The 18,041-nt window shown below is 67.1% G+C and carries 18 protein-coding genes; 9 read left to right on the plus strand and 9 right to left on the minus strand.

The window, feature by feature from the left end; translation table 11 throughout:
• Positions 1 to 61: 61 nt before the first annotated feature.
• From dnaG to V7672_RS09520, 4 genes are all read right to left on the minus strand, one after another.
• Entirely contained in the window at positions 62 to 1,939 is a 1,878-nt protein-coding gene (gene dnaG, locus V7672_RS09505) for a DNA primase (RefSeq protein WP_335624349.1), read from the minus strand.
• 33 nt (positions 1,940 to 1,972) lie between these two features.
• A complete protein-coding gene (gene carA / locus V7672_RS09510; protein ID WP_335624350.1) occupies positions 1,973 to 3,130 on the minus strand; it encodes a glutamine-hydrolyzing carbamoyl-phosphate synthase small subunit in 1,158 nt (385 codons plus the stop codon).
• Positions 3,131 to 3,237: 107 nt separating this feature from the next.
• Positions 3,238 to 3,987, minus strand: a complete 750-nt coding sequence (locus V7672_RS09515) for a hypothetical protein (RefSeq protein ID WP_335624351.1) — start codon at positions 3,985 to 3,987, stop codon at positions 3,238 to 3,240.
• 163 nt (positions 3,988 to 4,150) lie between these two features.
• Positions 4,151 to 4,840, minus strand: a complete 690-nt coding sequence (locus V7672_RS09520; protein ID WP_335624352.1) for an SDR family NAD(P)-dependent oxidoreductase — start codon at positions 4,838 to 4,840, stop codon at positions 4,151 to 4,153.
• A 42-nt stretch (positions 4,841 to 4,882) separates the two neighbouring features.
• Between V7672_RS09520 and V7672_RS09525 the strand changes: the two genes are divergently transcribed.
• The 8 genes from V7672_RS09525 (at position 4,883) to V7672_RS09560 (ending at position 12,537) form a co-directional block, all read left to right on the plus strand.
• Positions 4,883 to 5,587 carry an HAD family hydrolase gene (locus tag V7672_RS09525; RefSeq protein ID WP_335624353.1) on the plus strand — a complete coding sequence of 235 codons (705 nt, stop codon included), beginning with the start codon at positions 4,883 to 4,885 and terminating at the stop codon, positions 5,585 to 5,587.
• A gap of 120 nt (positions 5,588 to 5,707) precedes the next feature.
• Entirely contained in the window at positions 5,708 to 6,022 is a 315-nt protein-coding gene (locus V7672_RS09530) for a ribonuclease E inhibitor RraB (RefSeq protein ID WP_335624354.1), read from the plus strand.
• Positions 6,023 to 6,037: 15 nt separating this feature from the next.
• Positions 6,038 to 9,352, plus strand: coding sequence for a carbamoyl-phosphate synthase large subunit (carB, locus tag V7672_RS09535; protein ID WP_335624355.1), 3,315 nt, complete (start codon positions 6,038 to 6,040; stop codon positions 9,350 to 9,352).
• Between the two features lie 59 nt (positions 9,353 to 9,411).
• Positions 9,412 to 9,954: a hypothetical protein gene (locus V7672_RS09540; RefSeq protein WP_335624356.1), complete on the plus strand. Its 543-nt coding sequence runs from the start codon at positions 9,412 to 9,414 to the stop codon at positions 9,952 to 9,954.
• A 36-nt stretch (positions 9,955 to 9,990) separates the two neighbouring features.
• Positions 9,991 to 10,656 (plus strand): glutathione S-transferase, encoded by a 666-nt coding sequence (locus V7672_RS09545; RefSeq protein ID WP_335624357.1) that lies wholly within the window; start codon positions 9,991 to 9,993, stop codon positions 10,654 to 10,656.
• A 101-nt stretch (positions 10,657 to 10,757) separates the two neighbouring features.
• Positions 10,758 to 10,946, plus strand: a complete 189-nt coding sequence (locus tag V7672_RS09550; protein WP_335624358.1) for a hypothetical protein — start codon at positions 10,758 to 10,760, stop codon at positions 10,944 to 10,946.
• Positions 10,947 to 11,059: 113 nt separating this feature from the next.
• Entirely contained in the window at positions 11,060 to 11,533 is a 474-nt protein-coding gene (gene greA / locus V7672_RS09555) for a transcription elongation factor GreA (protein ID WP_322258876.1), read from the plus strand.
• A complete protein-coding gene (locus tag V7672_RS09560) occupies positions 11,524 to 12,537 on the plus strand; it encodes a mitochondrial fission ELM1 family protein (RefSeq protein ID WP_335624359.1) in 1,014 nt (337 codons plus the stop codon). The genes greA and V7672_RS09560 overlap by 10 nt, the downstream gene beginning before the upstream one ends.
• Here the strand turns inward: V7672_RS09560 and V7672_RS09565 are convergent.
• Both V7672_RS09565 and V7672_RS09570 read right to left on the minus strand, forming a co-directional pair.
• Positions 12,534 to 14,060, minus strand: coding sequence for a TIGR00341 family protein (locus V7672_RS09565; protein ID WP_335624360.1), 1,527 nt, complete (start codon positions 14,058 to 14,060; stop codon positions 12,534 to 12,536). The two genes, V7672_RS09560 and V7672_RS09565, sit on opposite strands and share 4 nt — an antisense overlap.
• Positions 14,061 to 14,090: 30 nt before the next feature.
• Positions 14,091 to 14,375, minus strand: coding sequence for a hypothetical protein (locus tag V7672_RS09570; protein ID WP_335624361.1), 285 nt, complete (start codon positions 14,373 to 14,375; stop codon positions 14,091 to 14,093).
• Between the two features lie 71 nt (positions 14,376 to 14,446).
• Between V7672_RS09570 and trxB the strand changes: the two genes are divergently transcribed.
• Positions 14,447 to 15,466 carry a thioredoxin-disulfide reductase gene (gene trxB, locus V7672_RS09575; protein ID WP_335624362.1) on the plus strand — a complete coding sequence of 340 codons (1,020 nt, stop codon included), beginning with the start codon at positions 14,447 to 14,449 and terminating at the stop codon, positions 15,464 to 15,466.
• A gap of 6 nt (positions 15,467 to 15,472) precedes the next feature.
• On the opposite strand, the gene V7672_RS09580 is transcribed toward trxB, so the two are convergent.
• The 3 genes from V7672_RS09580 to V7672_RS09590 all read right to left on the minus strand — a co-directional run bounded on the left by V7672_RS09580 (position 15,473) and on the right by V7672_RS09590 (position 18,015).
• The gene (locus V7672_RS09580) at positions 15,473 to 15,952 is read right to left on the minus strand and encodes a BLUF domain-containing protein (protein WP_335624363.1); all 480 of its coding nucleotides are present in this window, start codon (positions 15,950 to 15,952) and stop codon (positions 15,473 to 15,475) included.
• Positions 15,953 to 15,978: 26 nt separating this feature from the next.
• Positions 15,979 to 16,401, minus strand: a complete 423-nt coding sequence (locus tag V7672_RS09585; protein ID WP_335624364.1) for a response regulator — start codon at positions 16,399 to 16,401, stop codon at positions 15,979 to 15,981.
• A gap of 81 nt (positions 16,402 to 16,482) precedes the next feature.
• The gene (locus V7672_RS09590; RefSeq protein WP_335624365.1) at positions 16,483 to 18,015 is read right to left on the minus strand and encodes a sensor histidine kinase; all 1,533 of its coding nucleotides are present in this window, start codon (positions 18,013 to 18,015) and stop codon (positions 16,483 to 16,485) included.
• Positions 18,016 to 18,041 lie beyond the last annotated feature (26 nt).

Here is an 18,041-nt window from a genome sequence, read left to right on the forward strand (position 1 = left end):
CGACCCGCCGCAGCCTGTGGCTATCCGGCACTACATTAACAGGAAAACGTCCGCGGCCCCGTTAGGCTCCTGCGGCATCTTCCCAAAGGCTTCCCGACTTGATCGCACGCCGCAGGGCATCACGCTCCGCCTTCAACTGGGTGAAGGCAGAGCTGTCGAACGCCCGATGGGCCTCCGACTTCGCCATGGCCAGCGCCCGCTCCAACGCGGCAATGCGCGTCAGGGCGTCAAACGCCTGCGACCACAGGGTCCGTGCCTCGCCGAGGGGCAGATCTTCTGCCAGGAAGGGCGCACCGGACTTTGCCGCCGCCTTCTCGACCTCGTGCAACAGGGCCTCGTAACCCGATTGGGCCAGATGGCGACGAAGCGCGACAGAGTCAAGGGATGCGTCACCGCCAAGGCGCTGCTGGACCAGCGTCTGGGCAAGGCCGTCCAGCGCGGGATCGCCGAATCCGGTTCCGGCGACTGTCTCCAGGTGGACGTCCAGCCGCTCTATGTCGTCCAGCGCCGCCAGCGCCAGGGCGGCGGCCATCGGCTCGATGGACCGGTTGAAGGCATGCAGGGCCTCTGCCCCTTCGGGCGTCTGGCCGGCCAGAGGCGGCGGGCCGCCCCTTTTCCACCCGCCGGCGGGGCGGCCGTCGTTGCGCGGGGCATATTTCGCGCCCCGTCCCGGCATGACGGCATCAAACCGTTCGAACAGGTCGCGCCGGTACTGTTCGGCCAGATCGCGGTCGGTGATGGCCTCGGTGGCCTGGCGCAGGCGCGCCTTCAACCCCGCCCGCCGCTCGGGCGTGTCGAGGGTTTCCGCCTCGGCTTCCTTCTGGAACAGGACCTCGACGAACGGCCGCGTGCGGGACAGGGCCTCGCGCAGGGCCGGGGCGCCAGCGTCCCGCAGCATGTCGTCGGGGTCGCGCCCGTCCGTCAGCAGACAGAAGCGGAAGCTCCGCCCCGGCTTCAGCAGGGGCAGGGCGCGTTCGACCGCGCGGCCGGCGGCGCGCTGACCGGCGGCGTCGCCGTCAAAGCACAGGATCGGCTCGGGCGTGACCCGCCACAGCCGCGCCATCTGGTCCTCGGTCAGGGCCGTGCCCATGGGGGCGACGGCCGGAATGCCCGCCCTCTGACAGGCGATCACATCCATATAGCCCTCGACCACCACCAGGCTGGCCTGTTTCGAAGTGCCCAGCAGCTTGCGGGCCTCCGGCATGCCGTAGAGCGTCGCCCCCTTGTGAAACAGGGGGCTTTCCGGGCCATTCAGATATTTGGCCCGGTCGTCGGGGTTCATGGCCCGGCCGCCAAAGCTGACCACCCGGCCGCGGTCGTCCAGAATGGGGAAGATCAGCCGGTCGCGGAACCGGTCATAGGGGGCGCCGCCGCCCTCGGGCGAGATCAACAGCCCCGCCTCGACCAGATCCCCGGGCGTGGCGCCCTTCTGGATAAGGGCCGTCTTCAGGCCGTCGCGGTCATTGGGGGCATAGCCGAGGCCGAACCGCTCCCATTGATCCTCGGGCAGTCCGCGCTTCTTCAGATAGTCGCGTGTGCTGGCGCCGACCGACCGGCGCAGATTGGCCGAGAACCACTTCATGGCCAGCTCGGTCCAGTCGAACAGGGTGGTGCGGCGTTGCTCGCGGGCCGCGGCCTGCGGGTCCTCGGCCGGCAGGGCCATCCCCGCCTCATTGGCAAGCCGCTGGACCGCCTCGACGAAGCTGAGGCGCTCGGTCTCCTGCAGGAAGCTGATGATGTCGCCGTGCTTGCCCGAGCTGAAGTCGTGGAAGAAGCCCTTCTCGTCATTGACGAAGAAGGACGGACTCTTCTCCTTGGTGAAGGGCGACAGGCCGGCGAACTCGCGACCCTGACGCTTCAGCTTCACCGTGCGGCCGATCACGTCCGACGGCCGCAGCCGGGATTTCAGCTCCTCGATGAAGCGCTCGTCAAACTTCACCTTGCCCTGCCTTCGAACCGGAATGGCGCCGTATCAGCGGCGCATCATCTCGGCAAAGCGCCCGAAAAGATACAGGCTGTCGGTGGGGCCGGGGCTGGCCTCGGGGTGGTGCTGGACGCTGAACACCGGCTTGTCCTTGAGCGCGATGCCGCAATTGGTGCCGTCAAACAGGCTGACATGGGTCTCGGTCACGGCATCCGGCAGGCTGTCGCGATCAACCGTAAAGCCATGATTCATGGACACGATTTCGACCTTGCCGGTGGTCAGGTCCTTGACCGGGTGATTGGCGCCGTGGTGCCCCTGATCCATCTTGATGGTCTTCGCGCCCATGGCCAGAGCCAGCATCTGGTGGCCCAGGCAGATGCCCATCAGCGGCGTGCCGGAGGCAACCAGCTTCTTGATCTCCGGCACCGCATACTCGCCGGTGGCGGCCGGATCGCCCGGACCGTTCGACAGGACCACGCCGTCCGGCTTGCGCGCCAGAATGTCCTCGGCCGAGGTGGTGGCGGGCACGACGGTGATCTTTGCACCGGTCGAGGCCAGCGCCCGCAGGATGTTCTTCTTGACGCCATAGTCGATGACGATGACCGAACGGTCATTGGCGTCGACCCGCGGGTAGCCTTCGGGCCAGTCCCACAGACCTTGGTCCCAGTCGAAGGCCTGGAGGGTCGAGGCGTCCTTGGCCAGATCCAGCCCGACCAGGCCCTGCCAGGCGCGGGCCTGCGCAACCAGGGCGCCCAGATCGAATTGTCCGTCGGCACTGTGGGCGATCACCGCGTGCGGCGCGCCACTCTCGCGGATGCGCGCGGTCAGGGCCCGGGTGTCGACCCCGGCCAGCCCCACCACATTGCGGCTCTTCATCCAGTCATCGAAGGACTGGCCCGACCGCCAGTTGGCCGGCGTTGTGGGCACATCGCGAAAGATGGCGCCGCGCGCCGAGGTGGCCGCGCTCTCGCCCATCTGCTCGACGTCTTCGGCATTCACCCCGACATTGCCGACATGCGGGAAGGTGAAAGCCAGGATCTGGCTCATGTACGACGGGTCGGTCAGGATTTCCTGATAGCCGGTCATGGCGGTGTTGAAGACGACTTCGCCCAGCGAAGAGCCCTCGGCGCCACAGCCGAGGCCCTGCAGGATGGTGCCGTCGGCAAGCGCCAGCACGCCGGTTACGCCGGGAAGGGTTCGGGTCATGGCGGCATCCTATCGCGGAGTTCGCCCCCGCGCACCCGTCGCGTATCGACAGGGGCCGGAAGCGGCCGGGTGTTAGGGGCCATGCTCCGTCCGGTCAACCTCTGCCGCTAAAGGCTGAGGGGCTCCATGGGGGCGAACACCGCATGGGTGGCCCCCGCCTCGTGGGCCGCCGGCGCCCAGTCCGGCCTCAGATTGACCAGCAGTACCGTCGGCGCCACGCGTCGGGCGGTTGCGATCAGGTCCCGGGCCTCGGCCTTGCCCTCGGGGGACAGGTGATCGACGCCGGCAAAGTCGAGGCACAGACAGGAGGCCCGTGTCGCCGCCGCATGACGGACGATACCGATATCCGGCGCGGCATGCAGGATCATGCCGATCGGCCCGCTCTGGAACTGCTCGATGACGTCGGCCACCGCGTCCAGCCGCGACGTCTCGGTGCCGCCCATGATTTCCATCGACAGGCCGGCGGGGCGGGTCTCGTCGTTCGTGCCGGCATACAGCAGGGCAAACCGGCCATGGCTGGTGGCCAGGGTCCGCCAGAAAACCGGCAGGACGCCTGTCAGCCCCGGCGTACGGCGCAGCAGGTCCAGACCGATCCGCAGGGTCTGCAGGTCGATCCGGCGCAGGTCCGCGCCCTCCAGTGTGCCGCGGCCGAACAGGTTCAGCCCGGCCTCGCCCCCGGTATGGCGAATGATCCGACGCACGCGGCGCGATACCGCCTCGCCGCTGTCCAGGTCGACAATATCCTGCGCGATCAAGCTGACCGCCAGCCCCCGCCGTCCGCGCGTCACCAGCTCAAAGCCCGCGTGCTCGGGGGCGAACTGCAGCGGCGGCGAGGACAGGCTGGCTGTGCCCGCCAAGGAAGCATCTGTAGGCCCGGCGGAGCCCGCCGGGTCATTGGGAAAGGTCCGCATGGGCCACCTCCAGGTGACAAGTCGGTCCCCGACGCCTGCAGGATGCGCCCCGGATCGTCTACGGACGATCAACAAAGGCGGTGAACCGCCGGTTCACCCTCTTTTCCGCTCAGGCAGGGATGCGCTGGCCGTCCCACGCAAAGACACCGCCGCTGTCTCCGGGGGTCAGCCCCTCGACCACCGACAACAGGGCGGATGCCGAATGCTCCGGTGTGAACAGTTTTTCGGGCGCGACTCCGGCCTGAAACGGCGCGCTCAGGTCCGTCGCCACAGTGCCGGGATGCAGGCCGACCACGATGCCCGCCTTGTGCGTCCGGCCATGCTCGATGGCCAGATTGCGGATCAGCATGTTCAGCGCGGCCTTGGACGCCCGATAGGCGTGCCAGCCGCCCAGCCGGTTATCCCCGATCGACCCCACCCGCGCCGACAGGGCAGCGAACACCCCCCGGTCCTGCCGCGGCATCAGCGGCAGGATGTGTTTGGCCACCAGCGCGGGCCCGACGGCATTAAGCCGATAGTCGCGCATCAGATGCTCGGCCGTCAGCATGCGATAGGCGCGTTCAGGCTGATGGTCGCCGTGCAGCACCCCTGTGGCTACGATCACAAGCGCGGGGGGCGGCCCCTCGGCAATCCGCGCGGCGGCCGCCGCGATAGAGGCCTCATCTTCCAGATCCAGCCCGGTGCCTGACCGCGACAGGGCATGGACGACCGCATGGTGGCCCGCAGCCTCCAACTGCCGGACCAACGCTGAACCGATGCCGCCCGACGCGCCGATCACGACCGCAGATGTCTCGCTCATGGCCTCTCCCAAACGCCTGATTCCGGTGTTAGGCAGCGCGCCATGCGCATCACCACCCTCGGCCTCGATGCCGACGACACCCTCTGGCACAATGAGACGATCTTTCGCCTCACCCAAGCCCGCTTTCTCGACCTTCTGACCGATCACGACAATGCGGTGATCGCGCACAGGCTGGCCGAGGTCGAGCGTCGCAACCTGCGTCTCTACGGCTATGGCGTGAAGGGGTTCACCCTGTCGATGATCGAGACGGCGATGGAGCTGTGCGACGGCGATCCCCCGTCCTCGGCCATCCGCGAGATCCTGGCCGCCGGGCGCGAGATGCTGTCCCACCCCGTCGAGACCCTGCCCGGTGTCGCCGAGACCCTGGCGCAGCTGACCGACACCTACCGGCTGGTGCTGGTGACCAAGGGCGACCTGATGGATCAGGAACGCAAGCTGGCCGCCTCGGGTCTGGGCGAGCTGTTCTCGGGCGTCGAGATCGTCTCGGAAAAGGACCGCTCGACCTATGAACGGGTCTTCGCCCGCCACGGCACCGGTCCGGAAGAGGGCGTCATGGTCGGCAATTCCATGCGCTCGGATGTGCTGCCCGCGATCGAGGCCGGCGCGTGGGGCGTGCATATTCCCTATGAGGTGACCTGGGCCCATGAACTGGCCGACGCCCCCGAAGGCCACCCCCGCTATGTCACCCTGGCCCGCTTCGACGAGCTGCCGGAATGGCTGGCGCGAATTGAACGCGATCCGGGCTGATTCAGGCCTTGCTAGCAGGCCCCCGCGTCTTTAGACCGGCCGCTTAACCGACAACCAGACGTGACCGCGCCGGGGGCCCTCCCTCCGTCGGGTTTTCGTGCGCCGAAGGACCGCCGTTCCGTGACCGCTGCCGATATCCCGCATGACGAGCGTGATGCCATGATCCGGGCAGCCCTGGCGGAGCAGGGCGACAGCGGCCTGACCCCGCGCCACACCCTGTTCTACTTCTACGGCGAGGGCGACCACGACGATCTGAACGAGGTCGCCCGCCGGGCCGGCTTCATCACGCGTGGCGCCGACGACTCGACCATACTTGAGACGACCATGGCGGTGGACGAAGCCTCGTTCGCGCCCGTTTCCGCCATGATGCAATCCTGGGCCGCGGCCTTCCAGCTGGACTATGACGGCTGGGAGTGTGCGGTCGTGACGAACTGACAAGAAGAGGCCGCGATGCCCAGACGCACAGACATCCAGTCGATCCTGATCATCGGCGCCGGGCCGATCATCATCGGTCAGGCCTGCGAGTTCGACTATTCGGGGGTTCAGGCCTGCAAGGCGCTGAAGGCCGAGGGCTATCGGGTCATTCTGGTGAACTCGAACCCCGCCACCATCATGACCGACCCGGAGGTGGCCGACGCCACCTATATCGAGCCGATCACGCCCGAGTTCGTCGAGAAGATCATCGAGAAGGAACGCCATGTCCTGCCCGGCGGCTTTGCCCTGCTGCCGACCATGGGCGGCCAGACGGCGCTGAACACGGCCCTGGCGCTGGATGCCTCGGGCGCGCTGGCCCGTCATGACGTCGAGATGATCGGCGCCCGCGCCGATGTCATCGACAAGGCCGAGGACCGCCAGAAATTCCGCGACGCCATGGACAAGCTGGGTCTGGAAAGCCCCCGCTCGCGCGCCATCCACCACATCGACGAGGCCGAGGAGGCGCTGGAGTTCGTCGGCTTGCCCGCCATCGTGCGCCCCAGCTTTACCCTGGCCGGGACGGGTGGCGGCATCGCCTACAATGTCGAGGAATACCGCGAGATCGTCGAGCGCGGTCTCGACCTGTCGCCGACCACCGAAGTGCTGATCGAGGAAAGCGTCCTCGGCTGGAAGGAGTATGAGATGGAAGTCGTCCGCGACAAGGCGGACAACTGCATCATCATCTGCTCGATCGAGAACATCGACCCGATGGGGGTCCACACCGGCGACAGCATCACCGTCGCCCCGGCCCTGACGCTGACCGACAAGGAATATCAGCGGATGCGGACGGGCTCGATCAACGTCTTGCGCGAAATTGGGGTCGAGACGGGCGGCTCGAACGTCCAGTGGGCCATCAATCCGGCCGACGGCCGCATGGTGGTCATCGAGATGAACCCGCGCGTGTCGCGGTCCTCGGCGCTGGCGTCCAAGGCCACCGGCTTCCCGATCGCCAAGGTCGCGGCCCGTCTGGCGGTCGGCTATACGCTGGACGAACTGACCAATGACATCACGGGTGTGACCCCGGCCTCGTTCGAGCCCTCGATCGACTATGTGGTCACCAAGATCCCCCGCTTCGCCTTCGAGAAATATCCGGGCTCCGAGCCGCTGCTGTCGACCTCGATGAAGTCGGTGGGCGAGGTCATGGCCATCGGCCGGACCTTCCAGGAATCGATGCAGAAGGCCCTGCGCGGGCTGGAAACCGGTCTGTCGGGCTTTGACGAGATCGAGATCGACGGCACCACCGACACCGATGACGAAGGTGCCATCCGCGCGGCCGTGGTGCGGGCCCTCGGCACGCCCACGCCCGACCGCATCCGCGTCATCGCCCAGGCCTTCCGCCACGGCTTGACGGTGGAAGAAGTCCAGGCCGCCTGTTCGTACGAGCCCTGGTTCCTGCGCCAGATCCAGGAGCTGATCCGCGACGAGGGTCATCTGCGGGTGCGGGGTCTGCCGACCGACGCCCGCGCCTTCCGCCAGCTCAAGGCCAAGGGCTTTGCCGATGCCCGCATCGCCGCCCTGACCGGCACCACCGAGGCCGCGGTGCGCAAGGCCCGTCGCGCGCTGGACGTCCGCCCCGTGTTCAAGCGGATCGACACCTGCGCCGCCGAGTTCGCCTCGGCCACCGCCTATATGTACTCGACCTATGAGACCGGCGCCGTCGGCCAGATCCCCGAGTGCGAGTCCCGCCCGTCGGATCGGAAGAAGGCCATCATCCTCGGCGGCGGGCCGAACCGGATCGGGCAGGGGATCGAGTTCGACTACTGCTGCTGTCATGCGGCCTTTGCCTTTGCCGAGATCGACGTCGAGTCGATCATGGTCAACTGCAACCCCGAGACCGTCTCGACCGACTATGACACCTCGGACCGCCTCTATTTCGAGCCGCTGACCGCCGAGGATGTGCTGGAGCTGATCGACGTCGAGCGCTCGAAGGGCGAGCTGATCGGCGTGGTCGTGCAGTTCGGGGGCCAGACGCCGCTGAAACTGGCCCATGCCCTGCAGGAGGACGGCGTGCCGATCCTTGGCACCAGCGTCGACTCCATCGATCTGGCCGAGGACCGCGAGCGTTTCCAGGTCATGCTGCACGACATCGGCCTGATGCAGCCGCCCAACGGCCTGGCCCGCTCGGCCCAGGAGGCCGCCGACAAGGCGGACGAGGTCGGCTATCCGGTGGTGCTGCGTCCCTCATATGTGCTGGGCGGCCGCGGCATGATGATCGTTCATGACCGCGAACAGCTGGACCGCTACGTCGGCGAGGCCATGCGGGTGTCGGGCGACGATCCCGTCCTGATCGATCACTATCTGAACCGCGCCACCGAGGTCGACGTCGACGCCCTGTGCGACGACGAGACCGTCTTTGTCGCCGGCGTGCTGGAGCATATCGAGGAAGCCGGCGTCCATTCCGGCGACAGCGCCTGTTCCATGCCGCCCTATTCCCTGTCGGCCGAGGTGGTGGCCGAGCTGATGCGCCAGACCGAGGCCATGGCCAAGGCGCTCAAGGTGCGCGGCCTGATGAACGTCCAGTTCGCCATTGAGAAGCCGCATAGCGACACCCCGCGCATCTTCGTGCTGGAGGTCAATCCGCGCGCCAGCCGTACGGCGCCCTTCGTTGCCAAGACCATCGGCCAGCCGATCGCCGCCATCGCCGCCAAGGTCATGGCCGGGGTGCCGCTGGCCTCGTTCGGGCTGGAGCACCGCCCCTATGACCATATCGCGGTCAAGGAAGCGGTCTTCCCCTTCGCCCGCTTTGCCGGCGTCGATACGGTTCTGGGGCCCGAGATGCGCTCGACCGGCGAGGTCATGGGGCTGGACTGGAAGCGCGAGGGCGAGCCCGACATGGCCGACGCCTTCGCCCGGGCCTTTGCCAAGAGCCAGATCGGCGGCGGCACCACCCTGCCGGTCCAGGGCTGCGCTTTCGTCTCGGTCAAGGATTCGGACAAGCCCTTCATCGTCGAACCGGTCGCCCTGTTGCTGAAACAGGGTTTCGAGGTGATCGCCACCGGCGGCACCCACGCCTGGCTGGTCCAGCAGGGCCTGCCGGTCGGCCATGTTAAAAAGGTGCTGGAGGGCCGGCCCAACATCGTCGACGCCATGAAGAACCGCGACGTCCAGCTGGTCTTCAACACCACCGAGGGCAAACAGTCCCTGCAGGACAGTTTCAGCCTCCGGCGCACAGCCCTGATGATGAAGATCCCCTACTACACCACCACCGCCGGGGCCCTTGCCGCCGTCCACGCCATCGCCGCCATCCGCAACGACGATCTGGACGTCCGCCCGCTGCAGGCTTACGCCTGACAGAAGTTTAACGGGACAACCGTCTCCTCGACTGGCCTCATGGGTCGGGGAGGTGCGCCATGGTCAGACGACAGCGGATCGGAGCGGGATTCTACGTCCTGCTCTTCGGGGTGATGGTCCTGACCTTCGTGATGCACGAGGCTGGCCACTGGGCTGCGGGCCGCGCCCTTGGCTATGAGGCCTATTTCAGCCTGAACAGCGCGGGCGTGCGCGACCCGTCGATCCCCGTGGAACACATGATCGCCGTCCGCGCCGGTGGCGTGGTCGTGACGCTGCTTCAGGCCCTGCTGGGGCTGACGCTGGTCCTGACACGCGGCAGTCTCGCGGCCTATGCGGTCCTGTTCTCGGCGGCCTTCATGCGCTTCATGGCCGCGGTCATGACCCTGATGCAGCCGAACGACGAGGCCGCCATCACCCTGGCGATGGGGTGGGGACGGTGGTCGGGCCATGCCCTTGTGGTGGCTGTGCTGGTCGGGATGACGATCTGGGGCGCCCGGCACCTCCGGATCGGCTGGAAGGCCAATCTTCTGGCCTGGGCAGTCGCCAGCGTGGCCGTTACCGCCGTGGTCGGGCTGGACATGGCCTTGCAAGGCGGGCTTTGATCCGGACTTCATCCCTCCCGAGCGCCGGACGCCCTCATGATCACCGTACATCACCTGAACGACAGCCGGTCCCAGCGGGTGCTGTGGCTGCTCGAGGAACTGGGCCTGCCCTATGAGGTCAAACGCTATCAGCGCGATGCGAAAACCATGCTGGCGCCGCCCGAGCTGAAGGCCATCCATCCGCTGGGCAAGTCCCCGGTGGTCGATGACGGCGACATTCGCGTCGCCGAGACCGGCGCCATCGTCGACTATCTGGTCGAGACCCACGGCAAGGGGCGGCTGGCCCCACCGTCCGGCACCGAGGCGGGGCGCCGCTATCGCTACTGGCTGCACTACGCCGAGGGCTCGGCCATGCCGCCGCTGTTGCTCAAGCTGGTGTTCAGCCAGCTGCCCAAACGCGCGCCCGGTCTGGTGCGGCCGCTGGTCAACTCCATCGCCGGCAAGGCCCAGTCGGGCTTCATCGATCCCCAGCTGCAGTCGCATATCGATTTCTGGGAAGCCGAGCTGACCGCCCATCCGTGGTTCGCGGGTGGCGCGTTCTCGGCCGCCGACATCATGATGAGCTTTCCGATCGAGGCGGGCGCCACGCGCATCCCCGGCTTTGGCCGGCGTCCGAAGCTGAAGGCCTTCCTCGAGACCATCCACGCCCGCCCGGCCTATCAGCGCGCCCTCGAACGCGGCGGTCCCTACAGCTACGCCTGAGGCGGTCAACGGCGAGTGTGGCATCAACAGCGCACGCGCGCTGAACCTTCACTCACGCCCGAACCGGTGAAACCAGCCGCGCGGGACGGCGTTAATCCGTCATGAAGATCACTGTCCTCTATCTTGCCGCCGTTGCGCTCGTCGTCGTCGCCTTCAGCCTGGCACTGGTGTTTGCCAAGCTGGCGCTGGTGTCCGTGGCGTTCATGGTCGCGGCCTTGGCCGGCCTCGCCTGGCTGACCCGCAGCCTGATGCACAAGGTGCGCCGCACAAGGATGCGTCCGACCGCTTGAGTTCAGCGAGATCGTGACCTATCCTTTTTGCCCCGGTCGCGCGCGCCCCGCGACCTTCTATCAAGGTTGACCTTCCTCTCCGCAGTCGGGCGAAACAAGAAACTCACCATCCTATGGAAAAAGTGCCGATGACGGCCCCCGGCTATCGCGCCCTGGACGATCAGCTCAAGCAATTGAAGTCCGTGGAACGTCCCGCGGTGATTTCGGCGATCTCGGAGGCCCGTGAGCACGGCGACCTGTCCGAAAACGCCGAGTATCACGCCGCCAAGGAACGCCAGGGCTGGATCGAAGGCCAGATCGCCGAGATCGAGGACCGCATGTCGCGGGCCCAGGTCATCGACGTGTCCAAGCTTTCGGGCGAGCAGGTGAAGTTCGGCGCTACGGTCACCGTGGTCGATGAGGACACCGAGGAAGAGGCCCGCTACCAGATCGTCGGCGAGCACGAAGCCGATGTGAAACAGGGCCGGATCTCGATCACTTCGCCCCTGTCACGCGCCATGATCTCGAAAGAGGTCGGCGACGTCGTCGAGGTCAACACGCCCGGTGGCGTCAAGGCCTATGAAATCCTCAAGGTCGAGTGGATCTGACACGCGACAGCGCGTCTCCCCTCCGGATCCGGGTCGTCTCTGACGGCCGGGCCGGCATCCAGAATCAGGCGCTGGGACTGGCCGAGGCTGTCCAGCGCCTGCGTCCGGCCGCCATCGAAGTCTGCCGTATCGGTTGGCGTCCCGCTTTCGACAAATGGCCCTCCGCGCTGAAACAGCCGTGGATGCGCAATCCGGCATCCGATCCTGTCCTGCCGCCCGATGGCGCGCCCTGGCCGGACATCTGGATCGCCACCGGCCGTGCCTCCTTGCCGCTGTCTGTCAGGGCCACAAGCGCGGGACCTGATCGTCCCTTCGTCGTCCAGACCCAGGACCCGCGCTGGCGCACCGACCGCTTCGATCTGGTCGTCGCCCCCGAGCATGACGGGCTCAGCGGGCCCAATGTGGTCTCCATCCTCGGCTCTCCCCACCGCATCACCCCCGCCCGGATCGCCGATGCGGTGGCGGCCTTCGCCGACCGTCTTGACCCCTTGCCCCGTCCCCGTGTGGCCGTGCTGGTAGGGGGGCGCTCGGCCAGTCACGACCTGCCGCCCGACCATGCGGCCCGGCTGGCCGATCAGATCGCAGGGGCCGTGCAGGCCGTCGGCGGCTCGGTCATGGTCACCTTGTCGCGCCGCACCCCCCCGGAGGCCGAAGCCCTCATCCGTCGGCGTCTGGACACCGGGCCCGGCTGGGTCTGGGACGGGCAGGGCGACAATCCCTATTTCGCGTTTCTGGGTGCGGCCGACCATGTGCTGGTGACCGAGGACAGCGCCAATATGGCGGCCGAGGCCGCCTCGACCGGTCGCCCGGTGCACCTTCTGCCCATGGTGGCCCGCAAGGCCGGGTCCAAGTTTGACCGCCTGCGCCAGGCCCTGATCACGCGCGGTCTGGCCCGCCCGTTCGACGGCACGCTCGATTTTCCGGCGACGCCGCGCGTGCCCCTGGCCGAGACCGACCGCGCCGCCCGCGAACTGCTCCGTCGCTACGACGCCTGGCGCGCCTAGTTCAGCAAGGACAGCCGGGCGGTATTGATGTCGCCGCGCTGACAGGTCGGTGCGCCGTCCGTGGTCGTCGACACCCCCGCCGCAGCCAGTTCGGCGACGAAGGTCTCACCCGAATCCAGACGGGCCGGTGCGGCCTCGCCCTCGGCGGGCGGGGTTTCAGGCTCGGGCGGCTGTTCCGGGCGACACATGCGGATGGCCGGGGTGGCCCGCCACCGGGACAGGGCCCAGACCGCCCGGGCACGCGCCTGCGGATCGCCCAGATCCACGGTGTCGAACAGCTGCACGGGCGGCGTCACCAGAACCGACAGGCCCTCGAACCGCTGGGTCAGGGCCGTTTCCAGCGCATAGGCGCTCTGCAGGTTCAGTCCGGCCTCGGGCCGCAACAGCACGACGGCCTGCGAGCCTTCGGTGTTCAGCATGATGGCGTCGGTGGCAAAGGGAATGGCGTCGATCAGGCGACCGCGCAGCGCCGCGACCGGATCGGGGGCCGAGACCGGGCTGGCCTGGACCGCGCGCGAGGCGGCCTGCGGATCAGCGACGACGATCTGGTCGAGGTTTGCGGCCACCGGCACATGCAGGGCTGCGGTCAGCCGCTGCTGCAACTGGCGCTCGGCGTCGGCCACCAGAGCCCGGGTGCTGATCAGGGCCGATACCGTCACCTCGCCCGACTGGCTGCGTACCTCGAGAAGGGTGATGCGGGATTCCGACCCGGCGAAGATGGCATCGACGGCCAGCCGCGTCTCGGCGGTCGCGCGGCTTTCCAGACCGATGGCGCGCAGCGACAGCGCCAGCGGGGCGGCCAGCACGGCAAAGACCAGCACCACGGCCAGTCCCCGCCACTTCACCGGTCGCTCCATCAGCCGGGGCCGGAAGCCATAGAAGCCCGCCGTCAGGGTCGCGGCCAGCGCAATGGCCACCAGGTTGGTCATGAACAGGAAGAAGGCCCCGCCGGCGATCCCCATGTCGCCGGTGCCGAGGCCAAAGCCCACCGTCGCCACGGGCGGCATCAGGGCGGTGGCGATGGCCACACCGATGATCGTCTCGCCCCGTTGCTTGATCACCGCATAGGCGCCGGCAATGCCGGAAAAGACCGCGATCAGCAGGTCAAAGAAGTTGGGCCGCGTCCGCGCCAGGATCTCGGCCGTCGGCTCCTTCAGTGGTGACAGCAGGGTCAGGACCACGGCCACGATGAGCGCCAGGCCAAAGCCGAGTGCCAGCGCCCGGAGCGCCCGGTTCATCTCGCTGAAGTCCAGCAGGGCCAGAGAAAAACCCAGGGCCACGATCGGACCCATCATCGGCGACATCAACATCGCCCCGATGACCACGGCCGGGGACGACAGCATCAGGCCCAGGATGGCGATGGCCGCCGAAATCCCGGTCATGATCAGATAGCGCCCGCTCAGGCCGCCGTTTTCATAGACATTTTCCGCGACCGCCTCGTGGTCGACGTTGCGCCGTGCGATCGCCAGAAACCGGCGAATGAAGGTCCGCGTCTCGCGCGCGCTGTGTCCGAGGTCGCTCATGCGGTCTTCTTTATCGGCCGGGGGCGGGCGTCAATCGCCGCCGCCGCCACCGCCGTCTCCGCCGCCGTCACCCGCGTCGAAATCCTTCGAGGACCGCTCGCTGGTGTCGCTGGCTGCGACGCCCGCCGACCCGTCGCCGTCCTTCTTCTTCCGGTTGCCGGCCGCCATGCCGCTGGCGCCGAGACCGGCCCCGATGGCCACGCCCAGCGCCAGTCCCAGCGCCAGATTGTCCAACGCCGTGCCCAGCGCCACACCGATGGCGATCCCCACGCCCATGCCCAGCGGCAGGAAGGCCGCGTTCTTGTTCTCACTCATCCCCAGCTCCTTCTCCACCTCGCGCCACACTAGCCATCGCATGATCGGGAATCAGCCCCTAAATAGGCGGCATGAGCAGTTCCTCTTCCCAACCCCGCACCGTCCGTGTCGCCATCATCGGGTCCGGCCCCGCCGGCTGGACCGCCGCCATCTACGCCGCGCGCGCCTCGCTTGAGCCCGTGGTCATTGCCGGCATCCAGCCGGGCGGCCAGCTGACCATCACCACGGATGTCGAAAACTATCCGGGCTTTGCCGAGGTGATTCAGGGCCCCTGGCTGATGGAGCAGATGCAGGCCCAGGCCGAACACGTCGGCACCGAGGTCATCCAGGACATTGTTACCAAGGCCGACCTCTCGCAGCGCCCCTTCCGGCTGACGCTCGACTCCGGCACTGAACTGCTGGCCGAGACGGTGATCATCTCGACGGGTGCCCAGGCCAAATGGCTGGGTCTGGAAAGCGAGCAGAAATATCAGGGGTTCGGCGTTTCGGCCTGTGCGACCTGCGACGGCTTCTTCTACCGCGGCAAACAGGTGGTGGTGGTCGGCGGCGGCAATACGGCGGTCGAGGAAGCGCTGTTCCTGACGAATTTTGCCTCGAAGGTCACGGTCGTGCACCGTCGGGACGAGTTCCGTGCCGAGAAGATCCTGCAGGAGCGGCTGTTCGCCCACCCCAAGATCGAGGTGGTCTGGAACCATGTCGTCGAGGAAATCCTCGGCCAGACGGACGGCATCGCCTCGAACGTCACCGGCGTCCGGATCCGCGAGACCGAAGGCACGGCGACACGGGACCTGCCGGCCGACGGGGTCTTCATCGCCATCGGCCATGCCCCGTCATCCGAACTGTTCAATGGTCAACTGGAAACCAAGTCGGGCGGCTATCTGGTGGTCAAGCCGGGCACGACAGCCACCTCCATCGAGGGAGTCTATGCGGCAGGGGACGTCACCGACGATGTCTACCGTCAGGCGGTCACGGCGGCGGGCATGGGCTGTATGGCGGCGCTGGAGGCGGCGCGCTATCTGGCCGAGGTCGACCACGCCCGGGCCGGCAATCCCATTTCACATGCGGAAGCAGAAAAGATCGGCGTCTGGTAAGCCTGATCAGGCCGTGCGTTCGGCCTCGTCATCGTTCGACGCTTCAGGGCGAGGGGCGTCGCTCAGGGTCCGGGCCTCGTGCAGGACCTCGCTCTGACGGGCCAGAGCGGTCTGCAGCGGACCGATAAAATCGTCCAGCCCGCCCCGTGAGTCATCCCGCATCAGCCGGCGCAGGTCGTCGATCTCGGCGGTCACAAGGACCGGGCTCAGCATGTCCCATTGCGGGAAGGCGCGCTCCGCGACCGTGCGCCGTTCCAGGACGCGAAGTTCGGTGTGGCGCTCGTCACGAAGCAGGCGGTTGATCAGATCGTCGAGCTTGTCGGCCTCGCCCTCGATCACCTGCACGAACCGGCCATCGATGGCCGTCAGGCAGCCGGTAATGCCGTCGCGCGCGTTGTTGGGGCGCGCCTCTGCCAGAATGTCTGACATGCCGATGGCGCTGCTGACGCTCCGGACACTGCGGCTGACATACACGAGCTGCTCCACGGTAGAGCCTTTCACGTCTTGCATGCTCAGGCCCGGGCACCGTCGTCGAACAACTGCAGTTGGGGCGGCGCCATATTGCGAACCTGCCCACTGCGACAATCGAGGGCATAGGCCACCGCATCCTGCACGATCCGTTCCTCGGTCGGCTTGGACAGCACACCAATGGCGCCCGCTACGCCGTTGCGGACCATGCCGGGGTTAGCCGTCATGAACAGCACGGCGACCTTGTGATCGACCGCGAGTTCGCGCCCGATCGTCACCCCGGTCGGTCCGTCCGAAAGGTGGATGTCGACCAGGGCCAGATCGACCTCGGTCTCCTTGGCGATCTTCATGGCCGCCGCCGAATCCGCAGCCGTGCCCACGACCTCGTGGCCGAGGTCTTCGAGCACGAAGCGCAGCTCCATGGCCACGAGGGCTTCATCTTCGACGATAAGGATACGGGCAGACATGGGCTTTACGGGGATGGGTTCCAGTTAGAGGTTAAGGGGCGTTGCTTAAAGAACGTGCAATAGACGTGCCGGTTGCGGGGGTTACGCCCTTGTAAGGTCGCGGGCGGCTTTGCGTCTGGACAGGGCGGTTCCGGGAAGATCAATGAGTACTTCCAGCCCGTCCGGGTTCCAGTTGCGCGACAATTTGCCCGCCAGCTGACCCTCGACGGACAGGGTGGCCAGAGACGATCCGAAACCCGCTGTCTGCGGCACGCCCTTGACCTCGGGCCCGCCGCGCTCGCGCCAGGCCAGATGGAAGGTACCGCTGTCTGACTGCTCCGTGGTCACCTCGACGTACCCTCCCTCAACCGACAGGGCGCCGTATTTGGACGCATTGGTCGCCAGTTCGTGGAACAGCAGCGCGACCGAGGTTGCGGCCTGGTCGTCGAAGGCAGCGTCGTCACCGCTGATCCGCACCCGGGCGTTCCCCTGATCGTCGGTATAGGGACTGAACAGGGCCGCCAGAAAGCCGTGCAGGGTCATATTCCCCATCAGCGGCTGCGACACATCGCTGTGCGGGCGGACGAACTCATGGGCCCGTGCCAGGGCATTGATGCGCGTGCGCAGCGCCTGGGCAAAGGGTTTGGCCTCGGGGTACTTCCGGGCGGACAGGGCCACGAGGGCCGAGACCACGGCAAAGATGTTCTTGATCCGATGGCTCAGTTCCTGACTCAGCAGTTCCTTGGCCTGATCCATCTTCTTCAGATCGTCGATGTCGGTGCAGGTGCCGAACCAGCGCACGATCCTGCCCGTCTCGTCCCGGACCGCCGTGGCCCGGCCCAGTGTCCAGCAATAGACGCCGTCGTGCCGCTTCAACCGGTATTCGATCTCATAGGGATCGCCCGTCTCCAGCGAGTGCCGCCACAGACCCCAGGCGCGCTGCTGGTCGTCCGGATGAAAGACGTCGTTCCAGCCCTCCCCGTCCGTCGAGCCCGGCGCCGTACCGGTAAACTCGTACCAGCGGGCGTTATAATAGTCGTGGAATCCATCCGGCCGGGTCGCCCAGACCATCTGCGGCAGGGAGTCGGTGATTGCGCGGAACTCGGCTTCGGAGCGCTGCTGCTGCTTCAGCGCCCGGCGCAGGTTCAACTGCGTCATGACCTGGGCGGCCAGGACCTCCAGGGCCCTCATCTGGATGTCGGTGGGGCCCTCCGGGCGGGCCTCGGTGTCCAGAACACACAGGGTGCCCAGCGGCAGCCCTTCGGCGGATTTCAGCAACTGCCCGGCATAGAAGCGCAAGCCCGGCGCTTCGGTCACCAGCGGATTGCAGACAAAGCGCGGATCCTGCGTGGCATCCGGCACGACCATACGCTCGGCTTCGAGGATGGCATGGGCGCAAAAGCTGGTGTCCAGCGGCGTCTCGCGGACGCCCAGACCCTTCTCGGCCTTGAACCACTGGCGGCCTTCATCGATCAGATTGACGACCGCGATCGGCGCGTCGAACAGGGTCGCGACCAGATCGACAATCTCGTCAAAGGCGCGTTCCGGCTCGGTGTCCAGAATTTCGTAATCGAGGAGCGCAGCCAGCCGCTCGGCTTCGGTCCAGGATGGGCTGTCGGGCGATGTATCAGGCATCCAGGTCTCGGAAGCGGCGCTGTGTG

This window comes from Brevundimonas sp. (genome assembly GCF_036963785.1).
Classification (GTDB): Bacteria; Pseudomonadota; Alphaproteobacteria; order Caulobacterales; family Caulobacteraceae; genus Brevundimonas.

Bases quoted from the DNA above. Each gene is read 5' to 3' on its own strand.
- carA (WP_335624350.1), bottom strand. From the start codon at position 3,130: ATGACCCGAACCCTTCCCGGCGTAACCGGCGTGCTGGCGCTTGCCGAC.
- V7672_RS09520 (WP_335624352.1), bottom strand. From the start codon at position 4,840: ATGAGCGAGACATCTGCGGTCGTGATCGGCGCGTCGGGCGGCATCGGT.
- V7672_RS09525 (WP_335624353.1), top strand. From the start codon at position 4,883: ATGCGCATCACCACCCTCGGCCTCGATGCCGACGACACCCTCTGGCAC.
- carB (WP_335624355.1), top strand. From the start codon at position 6,038: ATGCCCAGACGCACAGACATCCAGTCGATCCTGATCATCGGCGCCGGG.
- V7672_RS09540 (WP_335624356.1), top strand. From the start codon at position 9,412: ATGGTCAGACGACAGCGGATCGGAGCGGGATTCTACGTCCTGCTCTTC.
- V7672_RS09545 (WP_335624357.1), top strand. From the start codon at position 9,991: ATGATCACCGTACATCACCTGAACGACAGCCGGTCCCAGCGGGTGCTG.
- V7672_RS09550 (WP_335624358.1), top strand. From the start codon at position 10,758: ATGAAGATCACTGTCCTCTATCTTGCCGCCGTTGCGCTCGTCGTCGTC.
- greA (WP_322258876.1), top strand. From the start codon at position 11,060: ATGGAAAAAGTGCCGATGACGGCCCCCGGCTATCGCGCCCTGGACGAT.
- V7672_RS09565 (WP_335624360.1), bottom strand. From the start codon at position 14,060: ATGAGCGACCTCGGACACAGCGCGCGCGAGACGCGGACCTTCATTCGC.
- V7672_RS09570 (WP_335624361.1), bottom strand. From the start codon at position 14,375: ATGAGTGAGAACAAGAACGCGGCCTTCCTGCCGCTGGGCATGGGCGTG.
- trxB (WP_335624362.1), top strand. From the start codon at position 14,447: ATGAGCAGTTCCTCTTCCCAACCCCGCACCGTCCGTGTCGCCATCATC.
- V7672_RS09585 (WP_335624364.1), bottom strand. From the start codon at position 16,401: ATGTCTGCCCGTATCCTTATCGTCGAAGATGAAGCCCTCGTGGCCATG.
- V7672_RS09590 (WP_335624365.1), bottom strand. From the start codon at position 18,015: ATGCCTGATACATCGCCCGACAGCCCATCCTGGACCGAAGCCGAGCGG.